Origin of the sequence: Guyparkeria sp. (assembly GCF_041687595.1) — a bacterium.
Taxonomy (GTDB): Bacteria; Pseudomonadota; Gammaproteobacteria; order Halothiobacillales; family Halothiobacillaceae; genus Guyparkeria.
The window spans coordinates 13027-28474 of the sequence record NZ_JAWLBP010000013.1; the positions used below are offsets into that span (position 1 = coordinate 13027).

Here is a 15448-nt window from a genome sequence, read left to right on the forward strand (position 1 = left end):
CAATTGCCGCGCCTACCTCACGGTAGTGTGCGTACGACCGCGTGCGCAATGCACATGGCGCCCAGGATCGCTTCTTTTCAACCCTTTGGAGTGTTTTATGTCGACACGTAGAGAGCTTGCCAACGCCATCCGTGCGTTGAGCATGGACGCCGTTCAGAAGGCGAACTCGGGCCACCCGGGTGCCCCGATGGGCATGGCGGACATCGCCGAGGTGCTGTGGAACGACCACATGCAGCACAACCCGAAGAACCCGGAATGGCCGAACCGTGATCGCTTCGTGCTTTCCAACGGCCACGGCTCGATGCTGATCTACTCTCTGCTGCATCTGTCCGGCTACGAGCTGCCGATGGAAGAGCTCAAGAACTTCCGTCAGCTCCACTCCAAGACCCCGGGTCACCCGGAATACGGCTACACTCCGGGCGTCGAGACCACGACCGGCCCGCTCGGCCAGGGCATCACCAATGCCGTTGGCATGGCGATCGCCGAGAAGATGCTCGCCGGCCAGTTCAACAAGCCGGGGCACAAGGTCGTCGACCATTACACCTACTGCTTCCTCGGTGACGGCTGCCTGATGGAAGGCATCTCCCACGAGGCCTGCTCGTTGGCTGGCACCCTGGGCCTGGGCAAGCTGGTGGCTTTCTACGACGACAACGGCATCTCCATCGACGGTCACGTCGAGGGCTGGTTCACCGACGACACGCCCAAGCGCTTCGAGTCCTACGGCTGGCACGTCGTCCGTGACGTCGACGGCCACGACGCCGAGGCCATCGACGCGGCCATCCGCGAGGCGCGTTCGGTCAACGACAAGCCGTCCATGATCTGCACCAAGACCGTGATCGGCTTTGGTGCGCCGAACCTCTGCGGCAGCCATGACTGCCACGGCGCCGCTCTGGGCGAAGCCGAGGTCAAGGCCACTCGCGAGAACATCGGCTGGAACCACGAGCCGTTCGTCATCCCGGACGACGTCTACGCCGGCTGGGATGCCACCGAGAAGGGTTCGAAGGCCGAGGCCGAGTGGAACGAGGCGTTCGCCGCCTACGAGAAGGAATACCCGGCCGAGGCCGCCGAGCTCAAGCGCCGCCTGAGCGGCGAGCTGCCGGGCGACTTCAGCGAGAAGATGGACGCCCTGATCAAGGAGATCGATGCCAAGGGCGAGTCGGTCGCCTCGCGCAAGGCCTCCCAGGCCGTGATCACCGGCCTGGCGGACATGCTGCCGGAGCTGGTCGGCGGTTCGGCGGATCTCGCGCCGTCCAACCTGACCACCTGGAAGGGCTGCACCGCGCTGACCGCCACCGAGTCGGATGCCAACTACATCCACTACGGCGTGCGCGAGTTCGGCATGAGCGCCATCATGAACGGCATGGTCCTGCACGGTGGCCTGCTGCCGTACGCGGGCACCTTCCTGATGTTCTCCGAGTACGCCCGCAATGCCCTGCGCATGGCCAGCCTGATGAAGATCGGTTCGATCTTCGTCTACACCCACGACTCCATCGGTCTGGGCGAAGACGGTCCGACTCACCAGCCGGTCGAGCAGATCGCCACCATGCGCCTGATCCCGGGCATGCAGACCTGGCGCCCCTGTGACGCGGTCGAGACTGCCGTCGCCTGGAAGCAGGCCGTCGTCCGTCGTGACGCGCCGACCTCGCTGGTCTTCTCCCGCCAGGGCCTGCCGCACCAGACCCGCAACGCCGAGCAGATCGCCAACATCGAGAAGGGCGGTTACATCCTGAAGGACTGCGACGGCGCGCCGGACCTGATCCTGATCGCCACCGGCTCCGAGGTCGGCCTGGCCATGGATGCCGCCGAGAAGCTGACCGACAAGAAGGTTCGCGTCGTTTCCATGCCGTGTGTCGAGGCCTTCGAGGCACAGGACGAGGCCTACCGCGAGTCCGTGCTGCCGAGCAACGTCACCGCCCGCATGGCCATCGAGGCCGGCGTGACTTCGTGCTGGTACAAGCACGTGGGCACCCAGGGCAAGGTTATCGGTCAGGACACCTTCGGTGAATCCGCGCCGGCCGGTGACCTGTTCAAGTACTTCGGCTTTACCGTCGAGCGCGTGGTCGAAGAGGCCCGCAAGCTGGGCTGAACACGCGCCGATTGAAGATAATGGGCGCATGCCGACGCGGCGTGCGCCCTGACTGATTTTGTATCCACGTATCGATTAGGAGAATACCCATGGCAATTCGTGTCGGTATCAACGGCTTCGGCCGCATCGGTCGCATGGTCTTCCGTGCTGCCACCCAGGAGTTCCCGGAGCTGGAAATCGTCGGCATCAACGACCTGCTGGAGCCGGAGTACCTGGCGTACATGCTCAAGTACGATTCCGTTCACGGCCGTTTCGACGGTGACGTGTCGGTCGAAGGCAACAACCTGGTCGTCAACGGCAAGAAGATCCGCCTGACTGCCGAGAAGGACCCGTCCCAGCTCAAGTGGGGCGACCTGGACGTCGACGTCGTGGTCGAGTCCACCGGCCTGTTCCTCACCGAGGAAACCTGCCAGAAGCACATCGACGCCGGCGCCAAGAAGGTCGTTCAGTCTGCCCCGTCCAAGGACGCCACCCCGATGTTCGTCTACGGCGTCAACCATAACGATTACGCCGGTCAGAAGATCGTTTCCGCCGCCTCCTGCACCACCAACTGCCTGGCGCCGGTGGCCAAGGTCCTGAACGACAAGTTCGGCATCAAGCGTGGCCTGATGAGCACCGTTCACGCCGCCACCGCCACCCAGAAGACCGTCGACGGTCCGTCCCAGAAGGACTGGCGCGGCGGCCGCGGCATCCTGGAGAACATCATCCCGTCCTCCACCGGTGCCGCCAAGGCCGTGGGCAAGGTCCTGCCGGCCCTGAACGGCAAGCTGACCGGCATGGCGTTCCGCGTCCCGACCTCCGACGTCTCCGTGGTCGACCTGACCGCCGAGCTGGAGAAGGGCGCTTCCATGGACGACATCAAGGCCGCCATGAAGGAAGCCTCCCAGGGTGAGCTCAAGGGCGTGCTGGGCTACACCGAGGAAGCGGTCGTTTCCACCGACTTCCGTGGCCATCCGGAGCCGTCCGTGTTCGATGCCAAGGCCGGCATCGCCCTGGACGACACCTTCGTCAAGGTCGTCGCCTGGTACGACAACGAGTTCGGTTACACCTGCAACATGCTGCGCGTCGTGCAGCACGTCGGCAAGTAAACCGACTGACCGGAACGGGTGGGTTTTCCCCACCCGTTTTTCCACCCGCGTTCCGCACCTCTGCGGGAGCTGTAAGGATTGGGCGCCATTGAGTCGCCACCCATTCCTTACCGCTTTCTATCTGTCTCATTGAGGAGTTTTTCATGGCTAACGTCATTCGCATGACTGATCTCGATCTTGCCGGCAAGCGTGTCCTGATCCGAGCCGACCTGAACGTCCCGGTCAAGGACGGAAAGGTCACCTCCGACGCCCGCATCCAGGCCTCGCTGTCGACCATCAAGGCCGCCCTCGACCAGGGCGCGCACGTGATGGTGACCTCGCACCTGGGCCGTCCGACCGAGGGCGAGTTCTCGGAAGGCGATTCCCTGGCCCCGGTCGCCAAGGACCTGGGTGAGAAGCTCGGCCGCGAGGTGCGCCTGGTGCGCGACTACGTGGGCAAGGACGTCGAGGTAGGCGCCGGCGAGGTGGTCATGCTGGAGAACGTCCGTTTCAACAAGGGCGAAAAGAAGGATGACGAGGCGCTGGCCAAGCAGTACGCCTCCCTGTGTGACGTGTTCGTGATGGATGCCTTCGGCACCGCGCACCGCGCCCAGGCCTCCACCCACGGTGTGGCGAAGTTCGCCCCGACCGCCTGTGCCGGGACCCTGCTGACGGAGGAACTCGACGCGCTGAACAAGGCGCTGGCCAACCCGGCACGTCCGATGGTCGCCATCGTCGGCGGCTCCAAGGTCTCCACCAAGCTCACCGTCCTCGAGGCCCTGGCCGAGAAGGTCGACCAGCTGGTCGTCGGCGGCGGGATCGCCAACACCTTCATCAAGGCTGCCGGCCATGGCGTGGGCAAGTCGCTTTGCGAGGACGACCTGGTGCCGACCGCCAAGGCCCTGATGGACAAGCTCAAGAGCAACGGCGCGAACATCCCGATCCCGACCGACGTGGTCGTCGGCAAGCAGTTCGACGAGAACGAGCCGGCCGTGCTCAAGCGGGTCGAGGACGTTGCCGACGATGACATGATCTTCGACATCGGTCCGGAAAGCGCCGAGGAACTGGCCAAGATCATCGAGAAGGCCGGCACCGTCGTCTGGAATGGCCCGGTCGGCGTGTTCGAGTTCGACCAGTTCGGTGATGGCACCAAGCGCATCTCCCAGGCGATCGCCGACACCAACGCCTTCACGCTGGCAGGTGGCGGCGACACCATCGCGGCCATCCAGAAGTACGACCTGTACGACAAGGTGAGCTACATCTCCACCGCGGGCGGCGCCTTCCTCGAGTTCCTCGAGGGTAAGACCCTGCCGGCGGTTGCCATCCTCGAAGAGCGGGCGAAAGGCTGATGGCGGCCATGCATCAATCCACCGATCATCTGCCGTCGCAGAGGCGGACTAAGATCGTCGCGACCCTCGGTCCGGCCAGTGACGATCTGCAGACCATCACCGATCTGGTTCGCGCCGGCATCGACGTCGTGCGGATGAACTTCTCTCATGGCAAGGCGGCTGACCACCAGCGCCGTGCCGACCTGGTGCGCGAGGCCGCGGCAGCCGAGGGTCGCTATGTCGCGATCCTGGGCGACCTGCAGGGGCCGAAGATCCGCATTGACCGCTTCAAGGACGGCAAGGTGGAGCTCGAGACCGGGCAGCCGTTCCTCCTGGATGCCGAGCTGGATCCCGACGGCGGCGACGAGACCAAGGTCGGCATTACCTACAAGGCGCTGGTTTCCGACTCGCGTCCGGGCGATGTCCTGTTGCTCGACGATGGGCGGATTGTCCTGACAGTCGATGAGGTGCAGGGCAGCCAGGTACGCACCACGGTTGCCGTCGGCGGCACGCTGTCGAACAACAAGGGCATCAACCGTCAGGGTGGCGGCCTTTCCGCGCCGGCGATCACCGACAAGGATCGCGCCGACATCAAGACGGCCGCCAAGATCGGTGTCGACTACATTGCCGTCTCCTTCCCGCGTTCGGCCGAGGACATCCACGAGGCGCGTCGCCTGCTGCAGGAAGCCGGTTGCCGCGCGCACATCGTCTCCAAGATCGAGCGTGCCGAGGCGGTCGACTGCATCCGCGAGATCATCCAGGCCTCCGACGCCATCATGATCGCCCGCGGGGATCTGGGCGTGGAGATCGGCGATGCCGAGTTGCCCGCGGTGCAGAAGGCCTTCATCAAGATGGCCAAGGAGCTCAACCGCCCCGTCATCACCGCGACCCAGATGATGGAGACCATGATCGACAACCCGATCCCGACGCGGGCGGAAGTGTTCGACGTGGCCAACGCGGTGCTCGACGGCACCGATGCGGTAATGCTCTCGGCCGAGACGGCCGCCGGCAAGTACCCGGTGCGCGTGGTCGAGACCATGGCGCGGGTCTGTCATCGGGCCGAGTTCCAGATCGAGGCCAAGAAGAGCGCGCCGCCGCTGGACGTGCCCTTCGAGCGCATCGATCAGGCGATCGCCTATTCCGCGATATACACCGCCAACCACCTCTCGGTGGCGGCGATCGTGGCCCTGTCCGAATCGGGCGCCACCCCGCTGTGGATGTCGCGCGTGGACACCGATATCCCGATCTACACCTTCACCCGTTCCGAGGAGACCGCGCGTCGCGTGGGTCTCTACCGAGGCGTGCAGGCGGTGCACTTCCCGGTGCCGTCCACCGACCATGCCGAGGTCAACCGGATGGTGATCGAGAGTCTTCAGCAGATGGAAAAGCTCGACGAGGGCGATCTGGTGATCATCACCAAGGGCGACCTGATGGGTCAGATGGGCGGCACGAACGCCATGAAGATCGTTCGTGTCGGGGACGTGATCTCCGTCGACTGACGACCGGGTGTCATGTCTCGGCGCGATTTTGCATATCCGGGTGCGCTGGGTATGCTGTCGCGCTAGTTTAAGTTTCCCGCGCCCGGACCCCGTCCGGGTGCCAGACCGGTTTCGCAACTACTTTTCAACTTGAGGAGAGGCAATATGGCGCTCATTTCGCTTCGCCAGCTGCTGGATCATGCCGCTGAGAACAGCTACGGCATGCCGGCGTTCAACGTCAACAACATGGAGCAGATCCAGGCGATCATGCAGGCCGCCGACGAAGTCGACAGCCCGGTGATCCTGCAGGGCTCTGCCGGTGCGCGTAAGTACGCCGGCGAGCCGTTCCTGCGTCATCTGGTCGAGGCGGCCACCGAGATGTACCCGCACATCCCGGTCGTCATGCACCAGGACCACGGTTCGGACCCGGGCGTCTGCCTGCGTGCGATCCAGTCGGGCTTCTCCTCGGTCATGATGGACGGCTCCCTGCTGCCGGACATGAAGACCCCGTCCGACTACGAGTACAACGCCGGCGTTACCGCGAAGGTCGTCGAAATGGCGCACTCCGGTGGTGTTTCCGTCGAGGGTGAACTCGGTTGCCTCGGCTCGCTGGAAACCGGCGAGATGGGCGAGGAAGACGGCCACGGCGCCGAGGGCAAGCTGGACATGGACATGCTCCTGACCGATCCGGAAGAAGCCGCCCAGTTCGTCAAGGCCACTGACGTCGACGCCCTGGCGATCGCCATCGGCACCAGCCACGGCGCCTACAAGTTCACCCAGAAGCCGACCGGCCAGATCCTGCGCATCGACCGCGTCAAGGAGATCCACCAGCGGATCCCGGACACCCACCTGGTCATGCACGGTTCCTCCTCCGTTCCGGAAGAGTGGCTCGAGATCATCAACAACTACGGTGGCGACATGGGTCAGACCTACGGCGTGCCGGTCGAGGAGATCGTCGAGGGCATCAAGCACGGTGTTCGCAAGGTCAACATCGACACCGACCTGCGCATGGCGTCCACCGGTGCCGTTCGCAAGCACCTCGAAGAGAACAAGTCCAACTTCGACCCGCGCAAATTCCTCAAGGAAGCGACCGCCGGCATGCAGGCGATCTGCAAGGCGCGCTTCGAGGCATTCGGTTCGGCCGGCATGGCTTCCAAGATCCGTCCGGTCTCCCTGGAAGAAATGTACAAGCGCTACGAGTCCGGCAGCCTGAAGCAGAAGGTTCGCTAAGAGCGCACCTTCATCAGCCGGTTCCCGTGTCAGTTGCGGGCCGGCCGGAATCGCAAGACCCCGCCTCGGCGGGGTTTTTTCGTGCCTGACTATCGGGCTGCCTTGTCGCCTCCCCGGCGGTGACCACCGGCTCGGGAGCCGCCTGACGGAAATTTCTGCATCCGTCTGTGTCACGCGTACCCTAGACTCGTGTAAATACGTGATAATCGGTGCATGGAACGAATGGCTCACAAGGAGGAAAAGCGGCCGCTTCACGCGCGCCCCCTTGGTTCGGGCCGCGTTCGGCGCCCGGGGCTGCGCGGTGTCTGGTTGCTTGTCCTGATCGGCTGGCTGGTGCTGGGAGCGCTGGCGGCATTCGTGGTTCGCGACGATTACGAGGAGGCCATGGCCTCCCGGGAAGAGCGGCTGCAGGGGGCAATCGACTCTGCCCTGGAGGGGCGCCAGGCGGAACTGGCGCGGATCGCGCGGATCCTGGCCCGGGACGAGCGGGTGAGAAGCATCCTGTCGCGGGCGCGGGCCACCGTGGAACTCGAGGGTGGGGGCAAGGGCGGCGAGGAGTCGGCCAATCTCCGGGGCGAGTTGGCCGATGCCGTGACGCCGATCTCCATCGAGCTCATCGAGGGTCAGGACCGGGTCCTGCAATTCCATCTCGGACCGGAGTCCGTCAGTTTCCTGCGCATGCACGAGCCGGGATACTTCGGCGATTCCCTGGCCGAGGTCCGTCCGCTACTGGGGCAGGTCTATCGTCGCGGGGAAGGTGCGCTCGGGTTCGAGGTCGGTCGGGTGTTCTCCGGCTTCCGGGCCGTGGAGCCGATCCGCGCCCCGGGAGTCGGGGGCGCGGTCATCGGCACGGTCGAGGTCGGTACCGGGGTGTTGCCGGTAGACGTCTACCTGCAGGACAGTCTCGGAGCTCGGGCGGCCCTGCTGCTTCCCGCGGGACTCGCCGAGACCCATATCTGGGAGGAGATGCGCGAACAGCGTCGGATCCTCCCTGTCGGGGGCGGGGAGTACTATCTGGATGGGCCGCGCATCGATCACTCCGGACTCCGCGAATACCTGTCCCGCGTGGATCGCCCGGGCGACGCTCGCTTCACTGCCGACGGTGAGCGGTGGCTGGCGGTGACACGTCCGGTTCCGGTCGTCGACGAGGAACACGCCGCGCTGCTGGTGGCGATCGAGTCGGTGGAGGACCTGTGGGCGGCCAGGAATGCCCGGCTGGTCCAGATCGGTCTGGCGGTTGTGCTCGCCATCCTGTTTACCACCCTCGCCCTTTGGCTTCTGTCCCGTTGGCAGGGGACGCGCTGGATGGTGATGGTCGATCGGGCGGAAGAAGAGCGGGATGCCCTTTTTCAGCTCAGTCCGCAGCCGGTGGAACTCACGGATAGCGGTGGCCGCAGCCTGCTGGTCAACGATGCCTACCGCCGGGTGTTCGGGGAATCGCGGCCCGACGCACCGGATGGAGAAACGGACCGCTGGCAGGCGCGCGGTATCGAGGGGCTGCAGCTCGAGTCCTTCGAGCGCGCCATCGCCGAAGGCGAACGCTGGAACGGGGCTCTGCGGTTGTCCTCCCTGCTGGGTGATTCCGTCTGGTACCGGGTTCAGGTCGTGCCGATCGCTGACGCCGCCGGCCGTACCGCGTGGCTGTGGTGGTTCTACCAGGACGTGGACCGGGAGCGCCGAGCCGCGGCGGTGGCACAGGCGGAGCGTGACCGTCTCGATGCCCTGCTGTCGGCCAGCCCGGCCGTCATCTATACCTATCTGGCCGATCATCCCGAGCGTATCGAGTACGTGAGCGCGAACATACGCGAGATCCTCGGCTACACCCCGGATGACCTCATCGACGGGCCGGGCTGGTGGAGCGATACCCTGCACCCCGAGGATCGTGATCGGGCCCTCGATGAGGCGGATTTCAACCGCTGGACGGGCGATCGCAAGCACACCCGGTACCGGCTGCTGCGTCCGGACGGCAGTGCCCTGTGGGTCACCGACACGGCCCGTCTGCTCCGGGATGGCGACGGTCGGCCCGAGCGCGTGGTCGGGGCGCTGATCGATTCCAACGAAGCGGTCACCCTCGAGGCGCGCCTGGCCGAAAGCGAGCGGATCTACCGGTCGATCGTCGAGGGTGTCGAGGAGGCGATCTTCCTGGTTCGCGTGGAGCCGGACGGCGGCTTTCGCTACCTGGCGTCCAACACGGCTCATGCCCGGGCGACCGGGCTGACCGGCGACCTGTTCGTGGGGCATACCCCCCCGCAGGTGTTCGGTTCTCGGGTCGCCGGCCGGCTCGAGGCGCACTACCGGGAATGCCGGGACCAGGGCCGGACCATCCGCTACCTCGAGACCCTCCCGCTTCCCGTCGGTCAGCAGAGCTGGCGCACGACGCTCACGCCGATTCGCGACCGCCAGGGCACGGTTGTGCTGCTGGTCGGCATGGCGGTCGTCGAGGAGGAATCGTGATGTCCCGGTCGGCCCGCTGGGCCCTGGATGATCCGAGGCCGCGGCTTGGTGGCTTGAAATCGCCCGTTGGCTCGCCCATGCTCGGCGCGAATTTTTTCGTCCTCTCTAGTGCGCAGGTGCCTGCATGCCGTCGATGATCACCCAGCCGGACAAGCGACAAGGCCAGCGCCCCGCGGCAGGTGTGGCCGTCCGGGCGCGCGGGCTGGTCAAGTGCTTCGGTCCGCTGCGGGCGGTGGATGATGTCGACTTCGACATTCCCGTCGGACGCTGTTTCGGCTTTCTCGGCCCCAACGGGGCGGGCAAGACCACCACGCTGAAGATGCTGATGGGGCTGGCGGACTTCGACGCGGGCGAGCTGTCCGTCTTGGGCTTTTCGCTGCCCGACCAGGCACGGGAGATCCGGGCCCGGGTCGGGCTGGTGCCCCAGGCCGACAACCTGGACCCGGATTTCACCGTGCGCGAGAACCTGTTCATGTATGCCCGCTTCTTCGGGCTGTCCCGTGACCAGGTGGCCGCTCGCGTGGACGAGTTGCTGGCATTCGCCGACCTGACGCACAAGGCCGATGCCCGGGTCGACCAGCTGTCCGGCGGCATGCAGCGCCGCCTCACCATTGCGCGCGCCCTGGTCAACGACCCGGACATCGTCGTGCTCGACGAGCCCACCACCGGGCTCGACCCGCAGATGCGTCACGTGATCTGGGGGCGATTGTCCGAGCTGCGCGCCCGCGGCGTGACCCTGGTGCTGACGACCCACTACATGGAGGAGGCGGAGCGGCTCTGCGACGCCCTGGTGGTGATGGATCACGGTCGCATCCTCGACCAGGGGGCGCCCGGCGAACTGGTGCGCCGCCACGTCGAGCCGGACGTGATCGAGCTGCGAGGGGACGTCAGCGACGGAGTCTTCGCCACGCTGTCCTCGATGTGCCTGCGCGCCGAGCGGCACGGCACGGCGGTCTACGTCTACACCAGCGCACCTGCCCCGATCCTGGAGTTCCTGGAAGAGGCGCAGGAACTCACGGTGATTCACCGCCGGGCCGGCCTGGAGGACGTCTTCCTGCACCTGACCGGCCGGGAGTTGCGCGAATGAAGCGGTCGATCTGGCAACCACCGCGCGCCCGCCGGGCATCCCTGTCGGTGTTCGCTCGGAACTTCCTGGTCTGGCGCAAGCTGCTCGGCCCGGCGATCGTCCTCAATTTCGGCGAGCCGGTCATCTACCTGCTGGGCCTCGGTATCGGCCTCGGGGCCCTGGTAGGCGACATCGGCGGGTTGCCCTACCTGGTGTTCCTCGCCTCGGGGATCGTGGCGTCCTCCGCGATGGTCTCGGTCAGTTTCGAGGGGATGTATTCCGTCTACACGCGCATGGTGCCGCAGAAGACCTTCGGCGCGATCATGGCCACACCGCTGGATATCGACGACATCGTGCTGGGCGAGACGGTCTGGGCCGCATTCAAGGGGCTGCTCAGTGCCGTGGCGATCTTGCTCGTCGCTGCACTGCTGGGGGCGGTGCCCGGTGGTCTCGGCGCGCTCTGGGCGCTGCCGGTGGTGTTCCTGCTCGGCCTGACCTTTGCCGGGCCGGCGATCATCATGGCCGCGATCGCCAACAACTACGACTTCTTCAATTACTACTTCGTGCTCGTGGTCACGCCCATGTTCATGCTCTCGGGCGTGTTCTTCCCGATCGAGACCCTGCCCGACTGGATGCAGACCGCGGTGCTGGTCCTGCCGCTCACCCACGCCATCGAGGTGATCCGCCCGCTGATCGTGGGCGAGCCGGTCGAGCACCTGGTCATCCATCTGGCCGTGCTGGCTGGGTTCGCGCTGGTGGCGTACTACCTGGCCGTGGCGCTGGTGCGGCGGCGGCTGTGGGCTTGATCAAGCCGACAGCCTGAAGCTGGAAGAATCAGAGCTTAGGGCAAGACGTGGAAGAGATGCTCACTCGAGGTGTGGCTTGAGGCGGCGCGACCAACTGTCGACCCTCTCGCCCCTGCTTCCAGCCATCAATTTCCCCAGCGTCGCCCCGTGTCCAGCCGAATCACGGCCTGGTTGATCAACGGGCAGGCCATCAGGTAGTCGACGGTCTGCGCGACCACGCCGGGGCCCGGCTCGAAGGGCAGCAGCCTGCGGGCGAGCCGGTCGCGACGATAGTCGGGGTCGTCCCCGGGGTGGAACATCAGCAGGCCCGGGGCGATGGCGTTCACCCGGGTGTGCGGGGCGTAGCGCAGGGCCAGCGAGCGGATCGAGCCCTCGATCGCGGCCTTCGAGGCGATGTAATGGATGTGGTTCGGCTCGCCCTCGTGGATGTGTGCGTCGGTGAGGAAGACGATCTGCCGGTCGGCCTGGCCGTCGTCGCGTTCCCGGGCGGGCAGGGCGCGTTGCAGCGCTTCGGTCAGCTCGATCGGCGCGGTGACATGCACGGTGTACATTGCCGTGGCCAGCCCGGGATCGGCCGCGCAGTCCTCGTCCCGGTGCCAGATCGAGGCGTTGTGCACCACCAGGTCCAGTCGATCGACGCGTTCGGCCACCTCGCGGGCGAAGGGCTCGATGCGCTCGCGCTCGAGCAGGTCCAGCGGCAGGGCGATCAGGCCTCGGTCGATCAGGGCGTGCAACACGTCGGTCTCGCGACGGTAGCTGCCGATGACCCGATGACCGGCCTCGAGCAGGTGGCCGGCGAGATCGGCACCCACGCGGCGGGTCACCCCGGTAATCAGGACGGTCTGCGGTCGGCTGCTCATCGGATCAGCCCCGGCGACCAATCAGTTGCAGGAACTCGTTGCGGGTGGCGGCGCTCTCGCGGAACTGGCCGGTCATCCGCGAAGTGATCGTCTCGGATTCCACCTTCTCCACTCCGCGCATCGCCATGCACATGTGGGCGGCGCGCACCTGCACGGCCACGCCGGCCGCGCCGGTGGCCGATTCCACCGCCTCGGCGATCTGCTGGGTCATGTTCTCCTGGATCTGCAGGCGCCGGGCGAACAGGTCGGTGATGCGCGCGAGCTTGGACAGCCCGATGACCTTGCCCTGCGGGATGTAGCCGATGTCGACGTGGCCGATGATCGGCAGCATGTGATGTTCGCAGAGGCTGTAGAACTCGATGTTGCGCACCACCACCATCTCGTCGTTGTCCGACTCGAACAGGGCGTTGCCGATGGCGGACTCCAGGCGCTGGTCCAGCCCCTGGGTGAGGTACATCAGCGCCTTGGCCACGCGCGTCGGCGTGTCGGCCAGTCCCTCGCGGTCGGGGTCCTCGCCCAGCTCGGCCAGTATGGTCCGCACGGCCTTGGCGATGGTATCGACGCGCTTCTCGTCGGCGGCGACCGGTTCGGGAAAGTCGTCCTCGTGCAGGGCTGACATCGTCTGGGGATCTCCGGGTGTTTCGCTCAATTGGCTTTGGCGTGAACTTTAGCAGGTCGGCGGTGGGGCTGTCCCCGGTCGGGCGTTCCGCCGGCGGTTGGTCGGAGGGCCGGCACAGGATAAACTGTCGCGTTCTTTCCGTTTCCAAACCGCCAATTCAGGCGCCACTCAAGCGCAAGGGGTTTCACTGCTCGTGAAGGCCGTAATCGAAGAACGTCTCCAGGCAATCTGCAAGCAGCTCGCGTCCGACGGCGAGCTGCCCGAGGATATCTCCATCAAGCCGGTGCTGACCGTGCCGAAGGACCCGGCGCACGGGGACTTTGCCAGCAACCTGGCCATGCAGCTGGCCAAGCCGATGCGCCGCGCGCCGCGCGCGGTGGCCGAGCTGATCATCGAGCGACTGGCGGACACGGACGGCCTGGCGAAGGTCGAGATCGCCGGCCCGGGGTTCATGAACTTCTTCGTCGAGGCCGGGGCCGCCTTCGCGCTGATCGACACCATCCTCGAGGCAGGTGAGCGCTTCGGTCGGTCGACGGTCGGCAAGGGCGAGAAGGTTCAGGTGGAGTTCGTTTCGGCCAACCCCACCGGCCCGCTGCACGTCGGGCACGGGCGCGGCGCGGCCTATGGGTCGGTGGTGGCAAACCTGCTCGAGGCAGTCGGCTGCTCGGTCGAGCGCGAGTACTACGTCAACGACGCCGGCCGGCAGATGCACATCCTCGCGGCCAGTGTCTGGCTGCGCTATCTCGAGCACCTGGGCGAGGTGATCCAGTTTCCCTCCAACGGTTACCGTTCCGAGGGCTACATCCTCGACATCGCCCGTTCACTGGCCGACGAGCACGGCCGCCAGCTGCTGGTCGAATCGGGCAAGGTATTCGCCGATCTGCCCGAGGACGCGCCGGTCGGCGACAAGGAGCGGCACATCGACGCGCTCATCGACCGCATGCGCGAGCTGCTCGGCGAGAATGGCTACCAGGTGGTCTTCCGGGCCGCGCTCGACTCGATCCTCGACGACATCCGCTCGGATCTGGCCGAGTTCGGCGTGACCTACGACAACTGGTACTCCGAGCAGAGCCTGGCCGACCGGGGGCTGGTGGGCCGCGCGATCGAGCGGCTCCACGAGGCGCGGCACGTCTACGAGCGAGACGGGGCACTGTGGTTCCGTGCCACGGACTTCGGTGATGACAAGGATCGCGTGGTCCGCCGAGAGAACGGCCAGACTACCTATTTCGCCTCCGACATCGCCTATCACCTCGACAAGTTCGACCGTGGCTTCGACCGGGTGATCGACATCTGGGGTGCGGACCATCATGGCTACGTCCCGCGGGTCAAGGCGGCCCTGACCGCATTGGGCCAGTCCGCGGACCGGCTGACGGTCTCGCTGGTGCAGTTCGCCATCCTCTACCGCGGTGGCGAGCGGGTGCCGATGTCCACCCGCTCGGGCAGCTTCGTCACCCTGCGCGAGTTGCGCGAGGAGGTCGGCAGCGACGCCGCCCGCTTCTTCTACGTCATGCGCGCGGCCAACCAGCACCTGGACTTCGATCTGGACCTGGCCAAGAGCCAGAGCAACGAGAACCCGCTCTACTACATACAGTACGCGCATGCGCGGGTGGCCTCGGTCTTCCGTCAGTTGCCGCTGCGCGGCTTCGAGCACGAACCCGAGATGGGTCGCGAGGCCTACGAGCGGCTCACGGAGGCGCACGAGCAGGCATTGTTCAAGCGACTGGCCCAGTACCCGGCCTTGATCGAGCGGGCGGCGACGGCGCACGAGCCGCACCAGCTGGTCCATTACCTGCGGGATCTCGCCCAGGACTTCCACAGCTACTACAACGCCCACGCCTTCCTGCTGGGTGAGGACGCCGCATTGCGTAACGCCCGGTTGAACCTGGTCGCCGCCACCCGCCAGGTGCTGGCGAACGGGCTGGGGCTGCTCGGTGTCAATGCTCCGGACGAGATGTAATTTCAAGGCGGAACAGGGGAGAGCAGTCTAGTGAGCAGCAAGCGTCGCAAGGGAATGAATCGTCCCCGATCTGCCGGTAGCCAGCGGGCGGCAAAGTGGGTGCTGCTGGTTGCCGTTCTGGCGGTGGTCCTGCTGGTGGTTCTGCTCTCGCGGCTGACAGCGGAGAAGAATAGCCAGCCGGCCCCGCCGCCCGAATCCCGGGAGGCCCGCGTCGACACCCGGAGCGTGGAAAAGCCCGCCGACAAGCCGCCGGTCTCGCCGGAATTCGAGTTCTACACGCTGTTGCCGGAGCAGGGCAATCGCCCGCCCCCCGCGCGGGAGGACGAGCCGGCCGAGGATGTCGAGAAGGCTCCCGAGGCAGACGCCAGGCCGCAGGTGTCTGCCGACGGCAGCTACCTGATCCAGGTGGGTTCCTTCCGCACCAGCCGGGATGCCGAGGCCCGCAAGGCCGAGCTGGCCTTGATGGGATTCCAGAGCCGGGTCGAGAAGGCCGATGT

Annotated in this window: 12 protein-coding genes; 10 read left to right on the forward strand and 2 right to left on the reverse strand. The window is 66.0% G+C overall.

Features of this window, described 5'->3' with window-relative positions; genetic code table 11:
- Nucleotides 1-97 precede the first annotated feature (97 nt).
- From tkt to ACESL5_RS03610, 8 genes are all read left to right on the forward strand, one after another.
- Nucleotides 98-2086 (forward strand): transketolase, encoded by a 1989-nt coding sequence (gene tkt / locus ACESL5_RS03575; RefSeq protein ID WP_372591414.1) that lies wholly within the window; start codon nt 98-100, stop codon nt 2084-2086.
- 89 nt (nt 2087-2175) lie between these two features.
- A complete protein-coding gene (gene gap / locus ACESL5_RS03580; RefSeq protein WP_372591415.1) occupies nt 2176-3174 on the forward strand; it encodes a type I glyceraldehyde-3-phosphate dehydrogenase in 999 nt (332 codons plus the stop codon).
- Between the two features lie 143 nt (nt 3175-3317).
- A complete protein-coding gene (locus tag ACESL5_RS03585; RefSeq protein WP_372591416.1) occupies nt 3318-4502 on the forward strand; it encodes a phosphoglycerate kinase in 1185 nt (394 codons plus the stop codon).
- A gap of 8 nt (nt 4503-4510) precedes the next feature.
- Complete coding sequence (gene pyk, locus ACESL5_RS03590) at nt 4511-5980, forward strand: pyruvate kinase (RefSeq protein WP_372591417.1); 1470 nt, start codon at nt 4511-4513, stop codon at nt 5978-5980.
- Nucleotides 5981-6124: 144 nt separating this feature from the next.
- Entirely contained in the window at nt 6125-7189 is a 1065-nt protein-coding gene (fba, locus tag ACESL5_RS03595; RefSeq protein WP_372591418.1) for a class II fructose-bisphosphate aldolase, read from the forward strand.
- 213 nt (nt 7190-7402) lie between these two features.
- Entirely contained in the window at nt 7403-9643 is a 2241-nt protein-coding gene (locus ACESL5_RS03600) for a PAS domain-containing protein (RefSeq protein ID WP_372591419.1), read from the forward strand.
- A 124-nt stretch (nt 9644-9767) separates the two neighbouring features.
- Nucleotides 9768-10730, forward strand: coding sequence for an ATP-binding cassette domain-containing protein (locus ACESL5_RS03605; protein WP_372591420.1), 963 nt, complete (start codon nt 9768-9770; stop codon nt 10728-10730).
- A complete protein-coding gene (locus ACESL5_RS03610; protein ID WP_372591421.1) occupies nt 10727-11515 on the forward strand; it encodes an ABC transporter permease in 789 nt (262 codons plus the stop codon). Before ACESL5_RS03605 ends, ACESL5_RS03610 begins: the two co-directional genes overlap by 4 nt.
- A 125-nt stretch (nt 11516-11640) precedes the next feature.
- Here the strand turns inward: ACESL5_RS03610 and ACESL5_RS03615 are convergent, their stop codons facing one another.
- Both ACESL5_RS03615 and folE read right to left on the reverse strand, forming a co-directional pair.
- On the reverse strand, nt 11641-12375 hold the full coding sequence (locus ACESL5_RS03615) for an SDR family NAD(P)-dependent oxidoreductase (protein ID WP_372591422.1): 735 nt from the start codon (nt 12373-12375) through the stop codon (nt 11641-11643).
- 4 nt (nt 12376-12379) lie between these two features.
- Complete coding sequence (folE, locus tag ACESL5_RS03620) at nt 12380-12994, reverse strand: GTP cyclohydrolase I FolE (protein ID WP_372591423.1); 615 nt, start codon at nt 12992-12994, stop codon at nt 12380-12382.
- 205 nt (nt 12995-13199) lie between these two features.
- On the opposite strand from folE, the gene argS reads away from it, so the two are divergent.
- Both argS and ACESL5_RS03630 read left to right on the forward strand, forming a co-directional pair.
- On the forward strand, nt 13200-14951 hold the full coding sequence (gene argS / locus ACESL5_RS03625) for an arginine--tRNA ligase (RefSeq protein WP_372591436.1): 1752 nt from the start codon (nt 13200-13202) through the stop codon (nt 14949-14951).
- A gap of 30 nt (nt 14952-14981) precedes the next feature.
- On the forward strand, nt 14982-15448 hold a 467-nt coding region (locus ACESL5_RS03630; protein ID WP_372591424.1), incomplete at its 3' end, for an SPOR domain-containing protein.

What these genes read in the sequence shown, in the direction of transcription:
- folE (WP_372591423.1), bottom strand. Translation starts at nt 12,994, where the DNA reads ATGTCAGCCCTGCACGAGGACGACTTTCCCGAACCGGTCGCCGCCGAC.
- ACESL5_RS03600 (WP_372591419.1), top strand. Translation starts at nt 7,403, where the DNA reads ATGGAACGAATGGCTCACAAGGAGGAAAAGCGGCCGCTTCACGCGCGC.
- ACESL5_RS03610 (WP_372591421.1), top strand. Translation starts at nt 10,727, where the DNA reads ATGAAGCGGTCGATCTGGCAACCACCGCGCGCCCGCCGGGCATCCCTG.
- ACESL5_RS03585 (WP_372591416.1), top strand. Translation starts at nt 3,318, where the DNA reads ATGGCTAACGTCATTCGCATGACTGATCTCGATCTTGCCGGCAAGCGT.
- ACESL5_RS03605 (WP_372591420.1), top strand. Translation starts at nt 9,768, where the DNA reads ATGCCGTCGATGATCACCCAGCCGGACAAGCGACAAGGCCAGCGCCCC.
- pyk (WP_372591417.1), top strand. Translation starts at nt 4,511, where the DNA reads ATGCATCAATCCACCGATCATCTGCCGTCGCAGAGGCGGACTAAGATC.
- tkt (WP_372591414.1), top strand. Translation starts at nt 98, where the DNA reads ATGTCGACACGTAGAGAGCTTGCCAACGCCATCCGTGCGTTGAGCATG.
- ACESL5_RS03615 (WP_372591422.1), bottom strand. Translation starts at nt 12,375, where the DNA reads ATGAGCAGCCGACCGCAGACCGTCCTGATTACCGGGGTGACCCGCCGC.
- gap (WP_372591415.1), top strand. Translation starts at nt 2,176, where the DNA reads ATGGCAATTCGTGTCGGTATCAACGGCTTCGGCCGCATCGGTCGCATG.
- fba (WP_372591418.1), top strand. Translation starts at nt 6,125, where the DNA reads ATGGCGCTCATTTCGCTTCGCCAGCTGCTGGATCATGCCGCTGAGAAC.